Source organism: Candidatus Poriferisodalis sp. (genome assembly GCF_965208895.1).
GTDB lineage: Bacteria > Actinomycetota > Acidimicrobiia > Acidimicrobiales > Poriferisodalaceae > Poriferisodalis.
On the sequence record NZ_OZ242363.1, the window covers coordinates 870,636 to 885,891 of the forward strand.

Genomic DNA, 15,256 nt, shown 5'->3' on the forward strand with positions numbered 1-15,256 from the left:
ATGGCGCCGCTCCAGGCGGCATTCTTGACCACAGAACGAGATACACGACGGCAGGCGAAGTAGGCGACGGTGAACTCCAGCGAGTACGCAGTAGACGGCGAGCGTTTATGGGAAACGCTTCACTCCCTCGCAGAGATAGGCGCTACCGCGGCGGGCGGTGTGGCCCGGGTGGCGCTCACCGACGAGGATCGGGCGGGGCGTGACCAATTCGTGGCGTGGGTGCGTGAGCTGGGCTGCACTGTTCATGTCGACCAGATGGGCAACTTGTTCGCCCGTCGTGAGGGCAGCGATCCCGGGCGTGCACCAGTGGTGATCGGCAGCCATCTCGACAGCCAGCCCACCGGCGGCAAGTACGACGGCGCCTACGGCGTGATGGTGGGCCTCGAGGTGCTGCGCGTGCTCCACGACAACGACCTCATCACCGCTGCCCCGGTCGAAGTGGTGTCGTGGACGAATGAGGAAGGGGCACGATTCCCTCCGGCCATGATCGGCTCCGGCGTCTATGCAGGGGCATTCAGCCTGGACGAGGGTTTGGCGGCGCCCGGAGTCGACGGCACCACGCTCGGTGGTGAGCTAGCGCGGATCGGATATGCCGGCGACGCGCCATGCGGCGCCCCAGGCGGTGAGGGTCGCCGACCGATCGGGCACTACATCGAGCCGCACATCGAGCAGGGCCCGATCCTGGAGGCTGCCGGGGTGACGCTCGGCGCTGTCACCGGGGTGCAGGGAATCCGCTGGTACGACGTGTCGATCGAGGGCCAATCGGCGCACGCTGGCAGCACCCCGATGGAGCACCGCGCCGATGCCATGGTGGCCGCCGCCCGGCTGGTGTGCGAAGCCGACGAGATCGCGGCGCGCCGGGCACCAGAGGGGCGCGCCACAGTGGGCACCCTGTCGGTCGGCACCGGTTCGCGCAACACCGTGGCGGGCTCGGTCTCGCTGACGGTGGATCTGCGCCATCCTGACGCCGCCGAGCTGGAAGCCATGTACGACGAATTGCTCGCTTTCGCCGACGGCCCGGCGTTCGGCCCGCAGCACAGCGCCGCATCGAGCGGCGTCAGGCAACACAGCGCTGCATCGAGCGGCGACAGACGACACAGCGGGCGGTCGCTCCCTCGCCCACAGATTGCTCCTATCTGGTACTCGCCGCCGATCGTGTTCGACGCTGCCGTCGTGGATGCCGTGCGACAAGGCGCCGTCGCGGCAGGTTTCGAGCCGGTCGACATCACGTCGGGTGCCGGCCACGATGCTTGCTACGTGTCCATGGTCGCGCCCACCGGGATGCTGTTCATCCCCTGCGCCGACGGCCTGTCGCACAACGAAGCCGAGTCGATCCTGCCGTCCCACGCCACGGCGGGCGCTCAGGCCACGCTGAACGCGGTGCTCGCGCTGGCTAGGTGAGCTCGGCCAGCGATTGGCACTTGAGGATGGCCCGCGCAGATTGCTCCATGGCCGTCCAGCCGGGCTGATCGTCCACCTCGCCCCCCCAGCCCATCTGTGCCAAGCGGTGGGTGAGCCGCACGTCGCCGGCACCCACGTCGGCTCGCGCGAGCCAGCCGGCGGCGGCCTGGACGTCGCGTACCGCCGACCGTCGAGTGTCAGCCCACAACTGTGGGTCAGCACCGGGCAGCGGGTCGGCGGGTACGGCCACGATCATCGCTCTGGCGGTGTTGCGCCAGTGTCGGGCAGTCTCGGTCGGCACCGCTGCAGGCCAGGTGCGCATCAGGCTGTGCTCGACGCTGCGGTCATCAGGCGAAGCCCCGTCGACTGCGCTGATGTCGACCTTGCTGAGCCCCGCCGCCGCCGCTGTCGTAGCGCGCACATCGGGCCGGGGCGGCGACATCCGTTCCCGCAGCTCGCCAAACGCCGCGGCGCCCTCGGACCCGCTCGCCCAGGAAATGAAGTCGCTGCGGGCACGTGCCCGGAACATCGGCGATGCAAACGTGTGGGCCCACCATTCCACTGGCCGCAGCAAGTGGGCCATGCGGGGGTCGTATTCCTCCCAGATGCGAGCGTGCTCTTCCGACCGGAAGAGGTTCATGCCCGCTCAGCGGAATGGCCGGCTTGCGGCGTCGCCTCCCACCATGCTGCGGGTGTAGCCGACCATGGTCGGCGGTTCGATCGAGGTGATCTCCTCGTCGCGCATCACGATCCGCAGCGGATCGCCCCCCAGCAAACACGGCGCATCCACCGTGACAGTCCGGCCCGGAAACAGCCAGCGGCACGCCAGGGCCTCGAAGCCGCATTGGGCGAACCAGCGCTGCTCGCCGTCGACGCTCACCCGGTATTGGGTGGGCTGGTTGTTGAACGGCGGGAACGACGCGATGTAGTCGGTGCCTGGATGAAGCCAGCCGGGCGTGAGATCGATGATCCTCGTGATGACGGCCTTGGCACGCATCGGCTCGATGCCCAGTGTGCGGGCCAATTCGGCATAGTGAGGCGCGACGCCAGTGGCAACGATCTCGTTCATGATCGCGGCATACGCCGCGTCGAGTTCTTCCAGTGGTATCTGCGCGGGATCCGCCGTGCTGTCTGCCATGTCGCGACTCTAGAAGCGGGCACACGCACCCGCTGTCTGCGGGAAGACGCCTAGAGCATGAAGCGGCTGACCGTGGAGCTGGCCAGCCACATCTCGATGTCGCGGATCGCCTGGGTCATCGCTTGCCCGATCAGGTCCAGCTTGCGCACTTGCTCGATGCGCGGCGTCGCTTGTTCCAGCTCGGCCTTCGACAGCAGCTCGCCGAATATCCCGCAGGCATCGGCGAGCGCAATGATCACAACGTCACGCGGGCTGGGGATCTCATCGCTGAACAGCACTCCCATGATGCGCAGCTTCACCTCGCGCTCGGCCTTGCCGTCGACCATTGGGTAGCGGCGAGACCGGAACACCCACAGGTGGCGGTCGTCCTTGCGCTCGAGGATTCCCTTGTCGACGAGGCGGGCGAACGCCTCCTCGCGGATGCCTTCGGCCCGTGCCGCCACGAACTCCACCCAGTAGCGCGAGTCGCTTTCTGAGCTCTGGGCGGTGATGTGAGCCAGCGTGGGGTCCAGCAGGCCGTCGCCGATCGGCGTCGAGTCGATCAGCATGAGCTTCTCCAGATCGGTGTCGATCCGGTTCTCCATCGCCAGATCCATGAGCACCGAGCCGGCAATTACCCGGTCGAGCGTGCGCTCAGGAACATGTATCAGCTTGCCGTCGTCGTCTCGCAGCAGCAGGAGCAGAATTTCTTCGGCGAATCTCAGCATGGTCCCGGCCCAACTCCCATCATGTCGGCAGCGCAGCAGCGCATGGGGCGGCCGCGGCATCGCAGCGTAGTTGGCGATAGCGCGATCCGGCTGCCGTCTCGTGGGTCTGCGGCACATGGTTCTGGGTCGGATGAGCCTGGGGGCCATGCGCCAACATCGCATGGCCTGGTGCTACTCGACGGTCACTTCAACCAGTTCAGCGTCGGCGAGTCCGAGATCGAAGGCTTGGCTGCCCTCGTTCATCACTCGATGGTGACCTCGACGAAGGTGGCGCCGTCGAGACCGATGTCGAAGGCCGGGCCGACGGGATGCTCGATCGCCATGCGATACGGGCCGCCGGCGTGATAACGCTCGCACTCCTCAGAAGGGGTCGGCGCCAAGCACGGAACCATGTCGATGGCCGACACGACCGAGCCGCTTGCGGTGACGAAGGTGATCCGCAGCGGCAGCGGCGTGTCGCGCATCCAGAACGCGCCCGAGATGTCCGTCTCGAAGACGAACACCATTGCTGCATAGCCGCCGAGCGCCGAGAAATCGTCAACTCCCATGAGACCGCGCTGGCGTGCTTGGGGTGTGTCGGCAATGACCACTGGCCACAGCCGCGTGCCGGCGGAGCCGGTCACGCCCAGCACGCCTTCGCCGAAGCCCACAGGCGGCGTTGCGGTCGCCAGAACGTCCCGGACGTGGGCAAGCGAGTCCACGTCAGTCGTGGCTGGTTGCAGCGCCGTCGGCGCAACGGTCTGCGGCGGCGACTCGTTGTCGTCGGCCGTGGCCTTGGTGTCCGAGGCGGCAGTCTGCGGTGAACCTGCGGCCCGCGACGTCTCCGCGGGCGGCTCCAACGCGCCCAAGACGTCATCGCTCGTGGTCTCGGGGGGCGGGAAGGTGCCTGACAGAGTGGCTGCGATGGGTTTGCCTGCGGCGACCGTTACGACGGTGGGCACCGGCACCGAAGCGGTGACTGCGGGGCCGGTCGGCGCAACGAGACCGCCGCTGCGGGTGGACTCCTGGACGCTGCAGCCTCCCAATGCCACCGCGACGATGACTGCCGCGGCCAGACGACGGGATTGCTGCACGGCGTCAGTCTGTCGGGGTGGTCGACCGATGCCCACGCGATGCGCGGTGGCATTTGCCGGCGGGCGTGATGAGATGGGGGCCGTGAGCAGCACCGCGGCCGCAACGGAACCGCAGCACACGCCGACGCGCTCGGTCGACGACGAAGGGGCGGTGCCATTTGCCGACTTCGCCATCGGGGAGTTCGCCGATCTGGTGGCGATGAGCCGGGAACTCGATCGCACCGGCGACTGGGTCGTTCGAACGCCGTTCGGGCTGTTCGTCCACGGCTACGACGAGGCCCGCTCGATCCTGCGTGATCCTGCGTGGATCTCGATGCTCGCAGCCATCGCCATGCTCGACGGCACTGAGCTGGCCGGCACCGCGTCAGGCCGCACTGGCGTCGACGGCACCGGGCGCGCAGCGGTGGACTTCAGCGCGTTCATGGCGCGAGCCCGCCGGGACGCGCCTGTCAGCCGCGGCGGCGAAGCGATGCGGGCCCGCCCGAACGTGCTGGCAGTCGAAGGCGACGACCACCGCCGCCTGCGACGGCTGTTCGGTCGTGCGTTCACACCTGCCGCAGCAGACCGGCTGCGTCCGTTCATGGCTGCCCATGCGACGACGCTGATTGACGGTCTGGTGTCGGCGGGCGGCGGCGAAGTCGTCTCGGAATTGTGCGATCCGTATCCGGTGCCGGTCATCTGCCGACTGCTCGGTGTGACCGACGACGACTGGGGCCAATTCGGCCGGTGGGCCGAGACGATCTTCGGACTGTTCGACGGCGACGCCGAGGCCGTGGTGGGCAGGCTCGGCGACATCGCGGTCGCCCAAGCCGAGCTGGGCGCGTACGTCGTCGGCCTGATCGAGCGTCGGCGCCTCGAACCCGCCGACGACCTGCTGAGCGAGCTGATCGGCGTTTCCGACGAAGGCGACCGGCTGAGCGAAGACGAGCTCATCGGCATGGTCGAGGCATTGCTGATTGCAGGCACCGACACCACGCGCAACCAGCTCGGCGCCACCCTGGCAGTTCTCGCTGACCGGCCCGAGCACTACGCAGCGTTGCGCGCCGATCCCGACCGCATTCCGGCGTACGTGGAGGAATCGCTGCGCTACATCGGGGCCGTGCGCACGGCGATGCGGGTCGCTACCACCGACGTTGTCGTGAACGATCTGCTGTTCCCGGCTGGCACCGTGGTCATGATCGGCCTGCACGCCGCGAGCCTGAGCGGAGGATGCCCGGTTCATGCGGCAACGACCAGCGACGACAGCCACGCAGAGGCCGAGCCAGACGGGTTTGACCCCTATGAGTTCGATCCTGCAGTCACCCGCGAGCACCCGCATCTGGCATTCGGCAGCGGCGCACACCACTGCCTCGGCGCCTTCCTGGCCCGGGCGGAGCTGGCTGAGGCGCTGCGTGTCTTCGTCGACCGCGTCGAGAGCTTCGAGCTGAGCGAACCCGTGCAATGGAAGCCGCTCTCCTTGGGGATCTGGGGTCCGTCGCGCATGCACCTGCGGCTCAACGCCCCGCCGCTGTCGTCCCGCGTGCCCGCGGGGACACTGCCGCCTGACGACACACCAATCGATCTCGGCACCTCAGCTGAGCGAGACCGCTACCTGGCTGAGATCGCGCCCTTGCGCCAGGCGATCCACGCCAGTGTCCCTGAGCTGATCGCACGCCCGCGATTCCCTCCGCTGTTTCGACTCGTGACCACTGCAACTCGCATCGGCTGGGCCGTCTACGCGGGTCGCCTGCTGGACCGGCGGCTCGGTCCCGACGAGCGACGTGAGCAGACCTATCGGCGCCTGCGGCTGGCTGCCACCAAGCTCGGCCCTGCCTACATCAAGCTGGCCCAGCTCATCGCAGCGGGCGAGGGCGTGTTCCCCGATGCGCTCGTGACCGAATGCCGGCTGTGCCGCGACCAGGTGCCCGCCGAGTCGTGGCCGGCGATCCGTGCGGTCGTCGAGGCTGAACTCGGTCCACTCGACGAGCGCTTCTCGCACTTCGACAGCGAAGCGACCGCAGCGGCCTCCATCGCCCAAGTGCACGCCGGTCGTCTTCCCGACGGCACGCGGGTCATGGTCAAAGTGCAGCGGCCGGGCATCCGCAGGCGTGTCGAGCGCGACCTTGCGGTGCTGGCGTGGATCGCTCCGAAGCTGGTGGGTCGCATACCGATCACTGCACTGACCAACCCGCCGGCGCTGGTGGAACTGTTCGCCGAGACGATCACCGAGGAGCTGGACTTCCGGGTCGAAGTGGCGAACCTCTTCGAGGTGGATCGTGCGCTGCGTGCGACGACGACAGGGCGCTGGCAGGTTCCCGAACCAGTCCTGGACGCAGTCACCGAGCGGGTGATCGTGATGAGCCCTGTCGCCGGACGCCCGCTCAGCGAGCTGCAGCCCACCGATCTTGCCGGCGGCGAGGCGGCAGCCATCTTTCGCCAGATGAACGATGCCCTGCTCCACGGCGCATGCATGACGGGCGTCTTCCACGGCGATTTCCACGCCGGGAACGTCTTCATCGACACCGAAGGGACGCCCCCGGGCCAGCCGCCGGTGATCGGCCTGGTCGACTTCGGCATCACCGGCCGGCTCGAAGGACCCAAGCGTGTCGCGTTCCTGCGTTACGTCGTCGGGCTGCTGACCGGCGACTTGGAGTCGCAGATCTCCGGGATGATCGACCTCGGCGCGTTCGGCCCCGGCAGCAATCCCGAACAGGTCATCGCAGACCTGCGCCTCGATCGACCTGGTTTCGATCCGCTGGAGCTGAGCGAAGACGAGTTCACAGCAGAATTCCGGGCACTGATCTCGGGACTGCTGGCAAACGGGGCGCGCATCCCCAAAGAGCTGATGCTGTTCATCAAGAACTTTGCGTACCTGTGCTCGGTGACCGGCGAGCTGGAGCCCGACATGGAGGTGCTGGCCCAATTCGAGCGCATCGCCTCGTCGTTCTTCGCACGCAACGGGGTCCGCATGGCTACCGAGATCGGCTTCTCGCCGTCTCCCGACGCCATCGACAAACGCGTCATCCGCCAGGCCATGGGAATCTCCCCCCGGCACGAGCGGGTCACGTGGCGGCTGATCCGCGGGCGGCGCGAGAGCCTGAAGTCCCGGTTCGGCAACGCCGACTGAGCAACGCCGTTTCGCCGACCTGTTGTGCTCAGGTAGGGCATGATCTGGACCGCATCGCAGGTAGGGCCTCGATGCGGAGACCCGGCGGGACGGTCGGTGTCAGCGCGAGAGCGGGAGGAACCATGGCAGCAAGTGGCACAGCGGCGTCAGGCGGTACAGCCGGCCGCATGGCGGGCAAGGTGGCCGTCATCACCGGCGGGGCGTCGGGGATCGGGCGGGCCTGCGGGCTCCGTTTCGCTGCCGAGGGCGCGTCGATCGTGGTGGCCGACCTCAACCCCGATCGCGCGGCCAACGTCGTCTCCGAGATCAACGGGCTGGGCAGCGATGCGGTGGCGGTGCAGGTGGACACCTCCGATCAGGAACAGAACGACGCCATGGCCGATGCTGCGGTGGATGCCTTCGGGCGCATCGACGCATGCGTGGCCGCCGCGGGCATCTCCCATTCGGGCTACGTGAGCCGGGAGATCGAGGAGCAGGCCGGACAGGACCGCTTTGACCGCGGCGACTTGTACTTCATCGACAAGTCGCTCGAATCGTGGCAGCGAGTGCTCGACGTCAACTTGACCGGCGTGATGCTCACCGACCAAGCCGTCGCTCGCAAGATGAAGGACAACGGCGGTGGGGCGATCGTCAATATCTCCTCGATCGCCGGCACCAACGTGCTCAAGGGCAGCTCCGACTACTGCGTGTCGAAGGCCGGCGTGTGGATGCTGACGCGCTGCGCCGCCCTGGAGCTCAGCCGCTACGGCATTCGAGTCAACGCCGTGGGGCCCGGCTACATCCAGACGTCCATGAGCGGTGCGGTGCTGGGCAACGAACGGTGGGTGCAAGAGCGTGAGCGCGAAACGCCGTTGGGCCGCCTGGGCGAACCGAATGACATCGCCAATGCGTGCCTGTATCTGTGCAGCGACGACGCCAGCTTCGTGACCGGCGAGATCATCTTCCCCGACGGCGGCGTCATGGCCGCAGGGCGCTAGGCGACCATCGCCGCGGCGCGGCATCACGATGACGAAGGCACGACAGGGAGATGCACGATGACGGTGCTTGTAGCCGTTGAACCCGACTGCTGGCGGCGCCCCGTGCTCGTCGAGGCGGTCGTGCGCGGCGGGGGCACGGTGAGCGCTCCAGATGGGGCATCGGCGCTCGTGTGGGCCGAGCCCACCCAGGCGCACGTGATCGCGGAAATGGTCGACGCCAATCCCGGCATCGAGTGGGTGCAGCTTCCCTACGCAGGCATCGAACCCGTGGTCGACATCGTGACCGCCCGGCCCGCCATCGAGTGGTACTGCGGCAAGGGCGTGTACGCGGAGCCGGTCGCCGAACACGCTCTGATGCTGGCTCTGGCCGGCATGCGGGGGATGGCCACCTATGCGAGAGCAGGGCAATGGAGCGCACCTCAGGGGCGCAACCTGCTCGGCGCCTCGGTGACAATCCTGGGCGGCGGCGGCATCACCGACTCGCTGCTGCGCCTGCTTTCACCGTTCGACTGCGAGGTGACGGTGCTGCGCAACCGGCCCCAGCCGATGGACGGCGCCTCGCGAGTGGTCGGGCCTACCGCACTCGCGGATGTCTTGGGGGGCACTGACGTGCTGGTGCTGGCGCTGGCGCTCACTCCCGATACCGCCGGGATCATCGGCGCTGCCGAACTGGCAGCCCTGCCCGAGCACGCCTGGGTCGTGAACGTGGCCCGAGGCGGCCACATCGTCACCGACGATCTGGTGGAAGCGCTGCGGGCCGGCCAGATCGGCGGCGCCGCGCTCGACGTGACCGACCCCGAGCCGCTGCCCGAGAGTCATCCGCTGTGGCGCCTGCCGAACTGCCTCATCACACCCCATATCGGCAACACCCCCGAGATGGGTCTGGTGCTGCTGGCTGAGCGAGTGGCCGTCAATGTGGCCCACAAGATTGCCGGCGAACCACTGATCGGCCCGGTGTATCTGGACCTGGGCTACTGAGGGGGCACAGATACCAGCTCAGCGGAGCTGGGCGTCGTGGGTGCTTTCCACCTCGTCGATGCAGCGTTGGCGGATCTCGGCTGCTTGGGCGTCGGTGAGCGTCCGGTCGTCGGCTTGCAACCGCAGGCGGTATGCCAGCGATCGAGTGCCGGCGGTCATCTGGTCGCCCCGGTAGACGTCGAAGAGTTCCACAGAGCGCAGTTCATCGCCGCCCGCAGCCACCAGCGTGTCGCGTACCTGCGACGCCTGGACGTCGTCGGGAACGGCGAACGCCAAGTCGATGTCGCTGGACGGGTAGGTCGAAACGAGTTGGTAGGGCCGGTCGGCAGCGGTTGATGCGGCGGTCAGCAGCGGCTCGACGTCGACCTGCAGCCAGGCGCATCGTTGCGCGAGACCGTGGCGCTCGCACACCACCGGATCGATCTCGCCCACGACGCCGACGGCGTGGCCGCCCAGCATGACCTGCGCAGCACGCACGGGGTGCATGCCGTCGAGGTCGCCCTCGTTCGTGAGCGCGGCGTCGAGGCCGAATGCCGACACGATGAGATCCCACAGGTGGACGGCGTCTGCAGCCTCCCCGCCAGCCCAGATGACGCCCAACCGCTCGGTCTCTGTCGGCAGCGGGTCGTCGGGCCCCGGCTGGTCGAACACCACGCCGATCTCGAACAGCGACACGGTGTCGTTGCGGTGGGAGGCGTTGTACGCGGCTGCGGTGAGCAGGCCGGGAAGCAGCGACGGCCGCAGCACCGATTCCTCGGTGGCGAGCGGGTTCAGCAGCCGCACGGGTTCGGTGCCTTCGATGCCGGCACGGCGCAAGGCATCGGGCGCCAGGAACGGGTTGGGCATGGCTTCGGACGAGCCGGCCCCCACCAGCACCCGCCGCAGCTCGCGGCGCAGACGTTGGGTCGGCGTCAGGCGGCCCGGCTCGGGCGAACGCGGGACGGTGCGGCCGAGCTTCCCGTACCCGTAGTGGCGAGCGACCTCCTCGGCCACGTCGGTCTCGGTGACGACGTCTGGCCGGAAGCTGGGCACGGTCGCGACAACCGCGGGCTGCTGCTCGGCGAGGTCGCCGGCGTGCGATGCGCCCGCGGCAGACGAGTCATCGACGGCGGTCGCGGACGGGTCGTCAGCCGCCGACTCACAGGCGAACCCGATGGGTTCGAGCAGTGCCCGTACCTGCGAAGCGGTGAAGCTCTGACTCAACAAGTGGCTCATCCGGGCGGGGCGAACCCGGATGTGGGTCGACTCGGGCAGTTCGCCCCGACCGTCGAGCCGACCGCGGCACACCGACACCCCGCCGGGGGTCACCCGGTTCAGCAGCTCGCAGAAACGGTCCAGCGCGATGGGCACCAGCTCGTGGTCGGTGCCGCGCTCGAAGCGCATCGAGGCCTCCGAGCGCAAGCCCAAGCGCTGTGACGTGCGGGTGATCGACAGGCGGTCCCACCATGCGAGCTCCAGCAGTACGTCGGTGGTGCCGTCGCTGATCTCGGTGTTGGCTGCACCCATGACGCCTGCGATGCCGATCAGGCGGTCATCACGGTCGACGATCACGCCGTCGCCCCGGAGCAACTCGCGTTCGGCGCCGTCGAGCGTCACCACGCTCTCGCCGCCGGCGCTGCGACGCGTGCCGAGATGGCCGCCTGGCACTAGGTCCAGGTCATATGTGTGGTTGGGTGTCCCGAGCTCGAGCATCACGTAGTTCGACACGTCCACTACGGAGTTGATCGGGCGCATCCCGCACAGGGTGAGCCGAGCCTGCATCCACAGCGGCGAAGGGCCGATGGATACGCCGCCGATGACGCGCACACCGAAGCGGCCGCAGAGATCGGGGTCGATGATCTCCACTGACGCCACCGTTGAGATGTCTTCGCCGGTCTCGTCGATGGCTGGTTCGGGAATCCGGAAGGGAATGCCGAGGCGAGCGGCCAAGTCACGTGCCACGCCGGCCACCGACATGGCGTCGGGCCGGTTCGGGTTCACCTCGAGGTCGTACAGGACATCTCCGTTGAGGCCGAGCTGGGACATGAGCGAAGCGCCGAGCTCGAATTCGCCGGGCAGGATCAGGATGCCGTCGGCGTCTGCGCCCAATTCGAGTTCCGCTGCGGAGCAGCACATCCCTTGGGAGAGCTGGCCGCGCATGCGACGCTCGCCGATCTCGAGTCCCCCGGGCATGGTGGTGCCGACCGTCGCCAGCGGCACGAGGTCGCCGACCGACATGTTGAACGCACCGCAGCACACTTGCAGCGCGCCGTGCGTCCCTTCGCCCGAAGCGCCGGGCAGCTCGACATCGACGAGCTGGATGCGGTCAGCCTCGGGATGCGCTCGCAGGCCCGCCACCCGCGCCACCACGACCCCGTCGAGGGGCGGCAGGACGCGCATCTCCTCGACTGCCATGCCGAGGTCGCTCAGGTGGTCGGCCAGCTCGGCGGGATCGCCCTCGATGGGCGCGAACTCGCGCAGCCAGCTCAGCAGCACCTTCATCGGGGTTGACCCCCAGGGACTGGTCGATGGGGCGGCATCAGAATTGGCTGAGGAACCGGATGTCGTTGGAGTACATGTCTCGCAGGTCGTCGATGCCGTGACGCATCAGCGCCAGACGGTCGATGCCGAAGCCGAAGGCGAATCCCGTCCATTCCTCGAAGTCGATGCCGCAGTTGGTGAGCACATTGGGATGCACCATGCCGCAGCCGCCCAGCTCGATCCAGCCGGTGCGCTGGCAGGTCTGGCATCCCACGCCCTCGCAGATCACGCAGGTGATGTCGAATTCCGCGGACGGCTCAGTGAACGGGAAATACGAGGGACGCAGCCGTGACGAGATCGACCTGCCGAAGTACGCAGAGGTGAACTCTTCCAGCGTTCCCGCCAGATCGGCGAAGGAGATGCCTCGATCCACCACGAGGCCCTCGAGCTGGTGGAAGACCGGCATGTGGCTGGCATCCGCGGTGTCACGCCGAAATACCCGGCCGGGGCAAATCGTGTAGATCGGCGGCGGCTGCGCTTCCATGACCCGGATCTGTACAGGCGAGGTGTGGGTGCGCAGCAGCACGTTGGACGCCTCGCCGCCCTCGCCGTCGCCGAGCTCGGTGCGCTGCCCCAGGTCCAGGTAGAGCGTGTCCCACATGGAGCGGGCGGGGTGGGCGGCCGGCAGGTTCAGCGCCTCGAAGTTGTACCAGTCGGTCTCGGCTTGAGGGCCTTCGGAGACCGTGAATCCCATGCCGACGAACACGTCTTCGAGGCGTTCAGTGGTCTGGGTGACCAAGTGCAGGTGCCCGCGCTCGGGTCCCGGCGGAGTCTCGGTGAGGTCCAGCCATTCCCGCTGCAGCTGTTCATGGCGTGCCACGGCGGCCAGCTCGTCGGCTGCTGCCGCGTGCGCCGAGCGCAATTCCTGCTGCGCTTCGTTGAGCGCTCGACCGGCTGCTGCTCGATGCTGTGCAGGGAGCGAACCCAGACCTTGCTTGATGGGCCCGAGTGCCGACTTGCGCCCGAACAGCCCTGATTCGACCTGTGCCAGCTCGTCGGTGCTCGACGCCGCGGCGATTGCAGCGAGCCCCTGGCTGCGGGCAGCATCGATGTCGGCGAGCAGCGTGTCGAGGTCTGCGTCGGTGGCTGGGCCGTTCACGGCAGGCATGGTACGAGTCCGCACCGCCGAACGGTCGGCATTTTTCAGGCGCGCGCCCTCATGGCGTACATCAGCACGGCAGCGGCGACGGCCACGTTGAGTGAGTCCACCGGGTGCTGCATCGGAATCGAAACAGCCACGTCTGTGCCGCTGATCGCTTCGGCAGATGGCCCGTGAGCTTCGTTGCCCACCACGAGCGCCATGCGGTCAGCGCTGGGCAGCTCGTCCACCCCGATGTCGCCGTCGGGAGTCGCCCGTACACGCACGTGGCCCGCACCCGACAGCTCGCTGAGCACGTCGGCGGTCGTGTGCCCCCGGCACACCAGGGGCCCGAATGTCAGACCTGCCGCCCCGCGCAGCGCTTTGGGGCTCCACAAGTCGGTGGTCCCCTCCGTCGCGATCACGGCGCCGAAGCCCACCGCGACTGCACTTCGCACGACGGCGCCTGCATTGCCAGGGTCGCGCACCGCTTCGAGCACCACCACTCGCGGCGCCCCGACCGCCGCATCGAGCGCCGCGTCGGCGAACCGAGCGATCGCCAGCACTCCCTGGGGATTCATGGCATCGGCGAGGGGATCGAGCTCGGCGGCGGGGACCGACCAGACCGCGCCGATGCGCTCCCGGTATTCCGCGCCGAGTCGGCGCCCGTCGGGATGCGTCTCGGCAGTGGCTTCGGGCGCGTAGCGGCCGACCAGCTCGGGCCGCGCAAACACCGCTTCCAGCACGGCACCGCTGGCCAACGCGCCATCGACTGCGCGAGGCCCCTCGACGACAGCCAGGCCAGAGGCATCTCGCTGACGCCGGTCGCGCACCAAGCGCGACAGCCGCGCCAACGCGGCTCTGGACGGCGGATTTCTGGGCGTGCTCAGGCGGCTGCGTCGGTGAGGGCGGCCTCGGCTCGCTCAGCGATTGCAGCGAACGCTGCCGGATCGCTCACGGCGAGGTCTGCCAAGTTCTTGCGGTCGACGCTGATGCCGGCGACGCCCAGCCCATGCATGAGACGGCTGTAGGTGGTGCCGTTCTGACGTGCAGCAGCGTTGATGCGCTGGATCCACAGACGCCGGAACTCGCCCTTGCGGGCTCTGCGGTCGCGGAACGCGTACTGCCCGCTGTGCATGACCTGCTCGTTGGCAGCCCGAAATGACCTGCTCTTGTTGCCGTAGTAACCCTTCGCCTTAGCCAGCGTCGCCTTGCGGCGGGTGCGACTGGCCACGGATCGCTTGACTCGTGCCACGTTGGTCCTCCCGTGTCGATGGGATCAGTTCTGCCGGATCGGGGCTCAGCGGCCCAGCATCCGGTTGATGCGCTTGGCGTCGGCCGCAGACACTTCGCCTTCGAGTGCCAGTCGCCGCTTGCGCGCCGAAGACTTCTTCTCCAGCAGGTGGTTGCGATTGCGCTTGCGGCGCACGAGCTTGCCGGTACCGGTGGTCTTGAAGCGCTTCTTCGCGCCGCTGTGGGTCTTCATCTTGGGCATGGATTTGCTGCCTTGGTTGTGGTGGCTCGATCAATGTGGCCCGCACCGGCTGTCGGCGCGGGATCTGGGCGGTACAGCGGGCGCCGTGCCTTAGGCCGCACGCACCGGCTGCCCCTCAGTCGCTGGGCGGATCTGCGGCTTTGCGACGCTGGCGGGAAGCGCGGTCGGGGCTCAGCAACATCGTCATGTTGCGCCCGTCGAGACGGGGGAACTGGTCGACCTTGCCGACGTCGGCGACCGCTTCGGCAACCCGTTCGAGAATCTGGCCGCCGAGCTCAGGATGGAACACTTCGCGCCCCCTGAACATGACGGTGACCTTGACCTTGTGGCCGTCCTCGAGAAACTTGCTGACCTTGGACGTCTTGGTGCCGAAGTCGCCGGTCCCGATCTTGGGCCGGTACTTCATCTCCTTCAGCCCAGTGTGCGTCGACTTGCGTCGCGACTCCTTGGCCCGCTGTGCCGCCTCGTACTTGTACTTGCCGTAATCCATGATCCGGCAGACCGGCGGGGCGGCGTTCGGCGCCACCTCGACGAGGTCCAAGTCCAAGTTGCGGGCGATTTGCAGGGCCTCAGGGACCGACTTGATGCCGATCTGCTCACCGTCGGGTGCGACCAATCGGACCTCGCGGACTCTGATGTCCTCGTTGATCCGGGCGTCACCGTCGCTTGCGCGTGCTATGGCCGTACTCGCTTGTCCAAAGGACGCTCCTCGTCCACGCGGCATCCGTTGCGAACCCAGTACCGCAACGCGCCCTCGGGCGGTTCGGTGGGAGTCAGACCCCG

At 68.0% G+C, this 15,256-nt stretch carries 14 protein-coding genes; 4 read left to right on the top strand and 10 right to left on the bottom strand.

Features of this window, described 5'->3' with window-relative positions; all coding sequences use genetic code 11:
* Positions 1-69: 69 nt before the first annotated feature.
* Positions 70-1,401, top strand: coding sequence for a M20 family metallo-hydrolase (locus ACOGJB_RS03965; protein WP_419839519.1), 1,332 nt, complete (start codon positions 70-72; stop codon positions 1,399-1,401).
* Here the strand turns inward: ACOGJB_RS03965 and ACOGJB_RS03970 are convergent.
* The 4 genes from ACOGJB_RS03970 to ACOGJB_RS03985 all read right to left on the bottom strand — a co-directional run bounded on the left by ACOGJB_RS03970 (position 1,394) and on the right by ACOGJB_RS03985 (position 4,319).
* Complete coding sequence (locus tag ACOGJB_RS03970; protein WP_419839520.1) at positions 1,394-2,041, bottom strand: hypothetical protein; 648 nt, start codon at positions 2,039-2,041, stop codon at positions 1,394-1,396. The two genes, ACOGJB_RS03965 and ACOGJB_RS03970, sit on opposite strands and share 8 nt — an antisense overlap.
* Before the next feature lie 6 nt (positions 2,042-2,047).
* A complete protein-coding gene (gene merB, locus ACOGJB_RS03975; RefSeq protein ID WP_419839521.1) occupies positions 2,048-2,539 on the bottom strand; it encodes an organomercurial lyase in 492 nt (163 codons plus the stop codon).
* A gap of 50 nt (positions 2,540-2,589) precedes the next feature.
* Positions 2,590-3,246, bottom strand: coding sequence for a GOLPH3/VPS74 family protein (locus ACOGJB_RS03980; protein WP_419839522.1), 657 nt, complete (start codon positions 3,244-3,246; stop codon positions 2,590-2,592).
* A 242-nt stretch (positions 3,247-3,488) separates the two neighbouring features.
* The gene (locus tag ACOGJB_RS03985) at positions 3,489-4,319 is read right to left on the bottom strand and encodes a DUF192 domain-containing protein (protein WP_419839523.1); all 831 of its coding nucleotides are present in this window, start codon (positions 4,317-4,319) and stop codon (positions 3,489-3,491) included.
* Positions 4,320-4,401: 82 nt separating this feature from the next.
* Between ACOGJB_RS03985 and ACOGJB_RS03990 the strand changes: the two genes are divergently transcribed.
* From ACOGJB_RS03990 to ACOGJB_RS04000, 3 genes are all read left to right on the top strand, one after another.
* Positions 4,402-7,425 (top strand): cytochrome P450, encoded by a 3,024-nt coding sequence (locus ACOGJB_RS03990; protein WP_419839524.1) that lies wholly within the window; start codon positions 4,402-4,404, stop codon positions 7,423-7,425.
* Positions 7,426-7,547: 122 nt separating this feature from the next.
* Positions 7,548-8,402 carry an SDR family NAD(P)-dependent oxidoreductase gene (locus ACOGJB_RS03995; protein WP_419839525.1) on the top strand — a complete coding sequence of 285 codons (855 nt, stop codon included), beginning with the start codon at positions 7,548-7,550 and terminating at the stop codon, positions 8,400-8,402.
* A 57-nt stretch (positions 8,403-8,459) separates the two neighbouring features.
* Positions 8,460-9,380 (top strand): D-isomer specific 2-hydroxyacid dehydrogenase family protein, encoded by a 921-nt coding sequence (locus ACOGJB_RS04000; protein ID WP_419839526.1) that lies wholly within the window; start codon positions 8,460-8,462, stop codon positions 9,378-9,380.
* Positions 9,381-9,398: 18 nt separating this feature from the next.
* On the opposite strand, the gene ACOGJB_RS04005 is transcribed toward ACOGJB_RS04000, so the two are convergent.
* The 6 genes from ACOGJB_RS04005 to infC all read right to left on the bottom strand — a co-directional run bounded on the left by ACOGJB_RS04005 (position 9,399) and on the right by infC (position 15,152).
* A complete protein-coding gene (locus ACOGJB_RS04005) occupies positions 9,399-11,861 on the bottom strand; it encodes a phenylalanine--tRNA ligase subunit beta (protein ID WP_419839527.1) in 2,463 nt (820 codons plus the stop codon).
* Positions 11,862-11,898: 37 nt separating this feature from the next.
* Positions 11,899-13,008: a phenylalanine--tRNA ligase subunit alpha gene (gene pheS, locus ACOGJB_RS04010; protein WP_419839528.1), complete on the bottom strand. Its 1,110-nt coding sequence runs from the start codon at positions 13,006-13,008 to the stop codon at positions 11,899-11,901.
* Positions 13,009-13,043: 35 nt separating this feature from the next.
* The gene (locus ACOGJB_RS04015; RefSeq protein WP_419839529.1) at positions 13,044-13,832 is read right to left on the bottom strand and encodes a TrmH family RNA methyltransferase; all 789 of its coding nucleotides are present in this window, start codon (positions 13,830-13,832) and stop codon (positions 13,044-13,046) included.
* Between the two features lie 32 nt (positions 13,833-13,864).
* On the bottom strand, positions 13,865-14,233 hold the full coding sequence (gene rplT / locus ACOGJB_RS04020) for a 50S ribosomal protein L20 (RefSeq protein WP_419839530.1): 369 nt from the start codon (positions 14,231-14,233) through the stop codon (positions 13,865-13,867).
* Positions 14,234-14,278: 45 nt separating this feature from the next.
* Positions 14,279-14,473 (bottom strand): 50S ribosomal protein L35, encoded by a 195-nt coding sequence (gene rpmI, locus ACOGJB_RS04025; RefSeq protein WP_419839531.1) that lies wholly within the window; start codon positions 14,471-14,473, stop codon positions 14,279-14,281.
* A gap of 115 nt (positions 14,474-14,588) precedes the next feature.
* Complete coding sequence (gene infC, locus ACOGJB_RS04030) at positions 14,589-15,152, bottom strand: translation initiation factor IF-3 (protein ID WP_419840676.1); 564 nt, start codon at positions 15,150-15,152, stop codon at positions 14,589-14,591.
* Positions 15,153-15,256: the final 104 nt, after the last annotated feature.

What these genes read in the sequence shown, in the direction of transcription:
- ACOGJB_RS03970 (WP_419839520.1), bottom strand. Translation starts at nt 2,041, where the DNA reads ATGAACCTCTTCCGGTCGGAAGAGCACGCTCGCATCTGGGAGGAATAC.
- merB (WP_419839521.1), bottom strand. Translation starts at nt 2,539, where the DNA reads ATGGCAGACAGCACGGCGGATCCCGCGCAGATACCACTGGAAGAACTC.
- ACOGJB_RS03980 (WP_419839522.1), bottom strand. Translation starts at nt 3,246, where the DNA reads ATGCTGAGATTCGCCGAAGAAATTCTGCTCCTGCTGCTGCGAGACGAC.
- ACOGJB_RS03995 (WP_419839525.1), top strand. Translation starts at nt 7,548, where the DNA reads ATGGCAGCAAGTGGCACAGCGGCGTCAGGCGGTACAGCCGGCCGCATG.
- ACOGJB_RS04000 (WP_419839526.1), top strand. Translation starts at nt 8,460, where the DNA reads ATGACGGTGCTTGTAGCCGTTGAACCCGACTGCTGGCGGCGCCCCGTG.
- ACOGJB_RS04005 (WP_419839527.1), bottom strand. Translation starts at nt 11,861, where the DNA reads ATGAAGGTGCTGCTGAGCTGGCTGCGCGAGTTCGCGCCCATCGAGGGC.
- pheS (WP_419839528.1), bottom strand. Translation starts at nt 13,008, where the DNA reads ATGCCTGCCGTGAACGGCCCAGCCACCGACGCAGACCTCGACACGCTG.
- rpmI (WP_419839531.1), bottom strand. Translation starts at nt 14,473, where the DNA reads ATGCCCAAGATGAAGACCCACAGCGGCGCGAAGAAGCGCTTCAAGACC.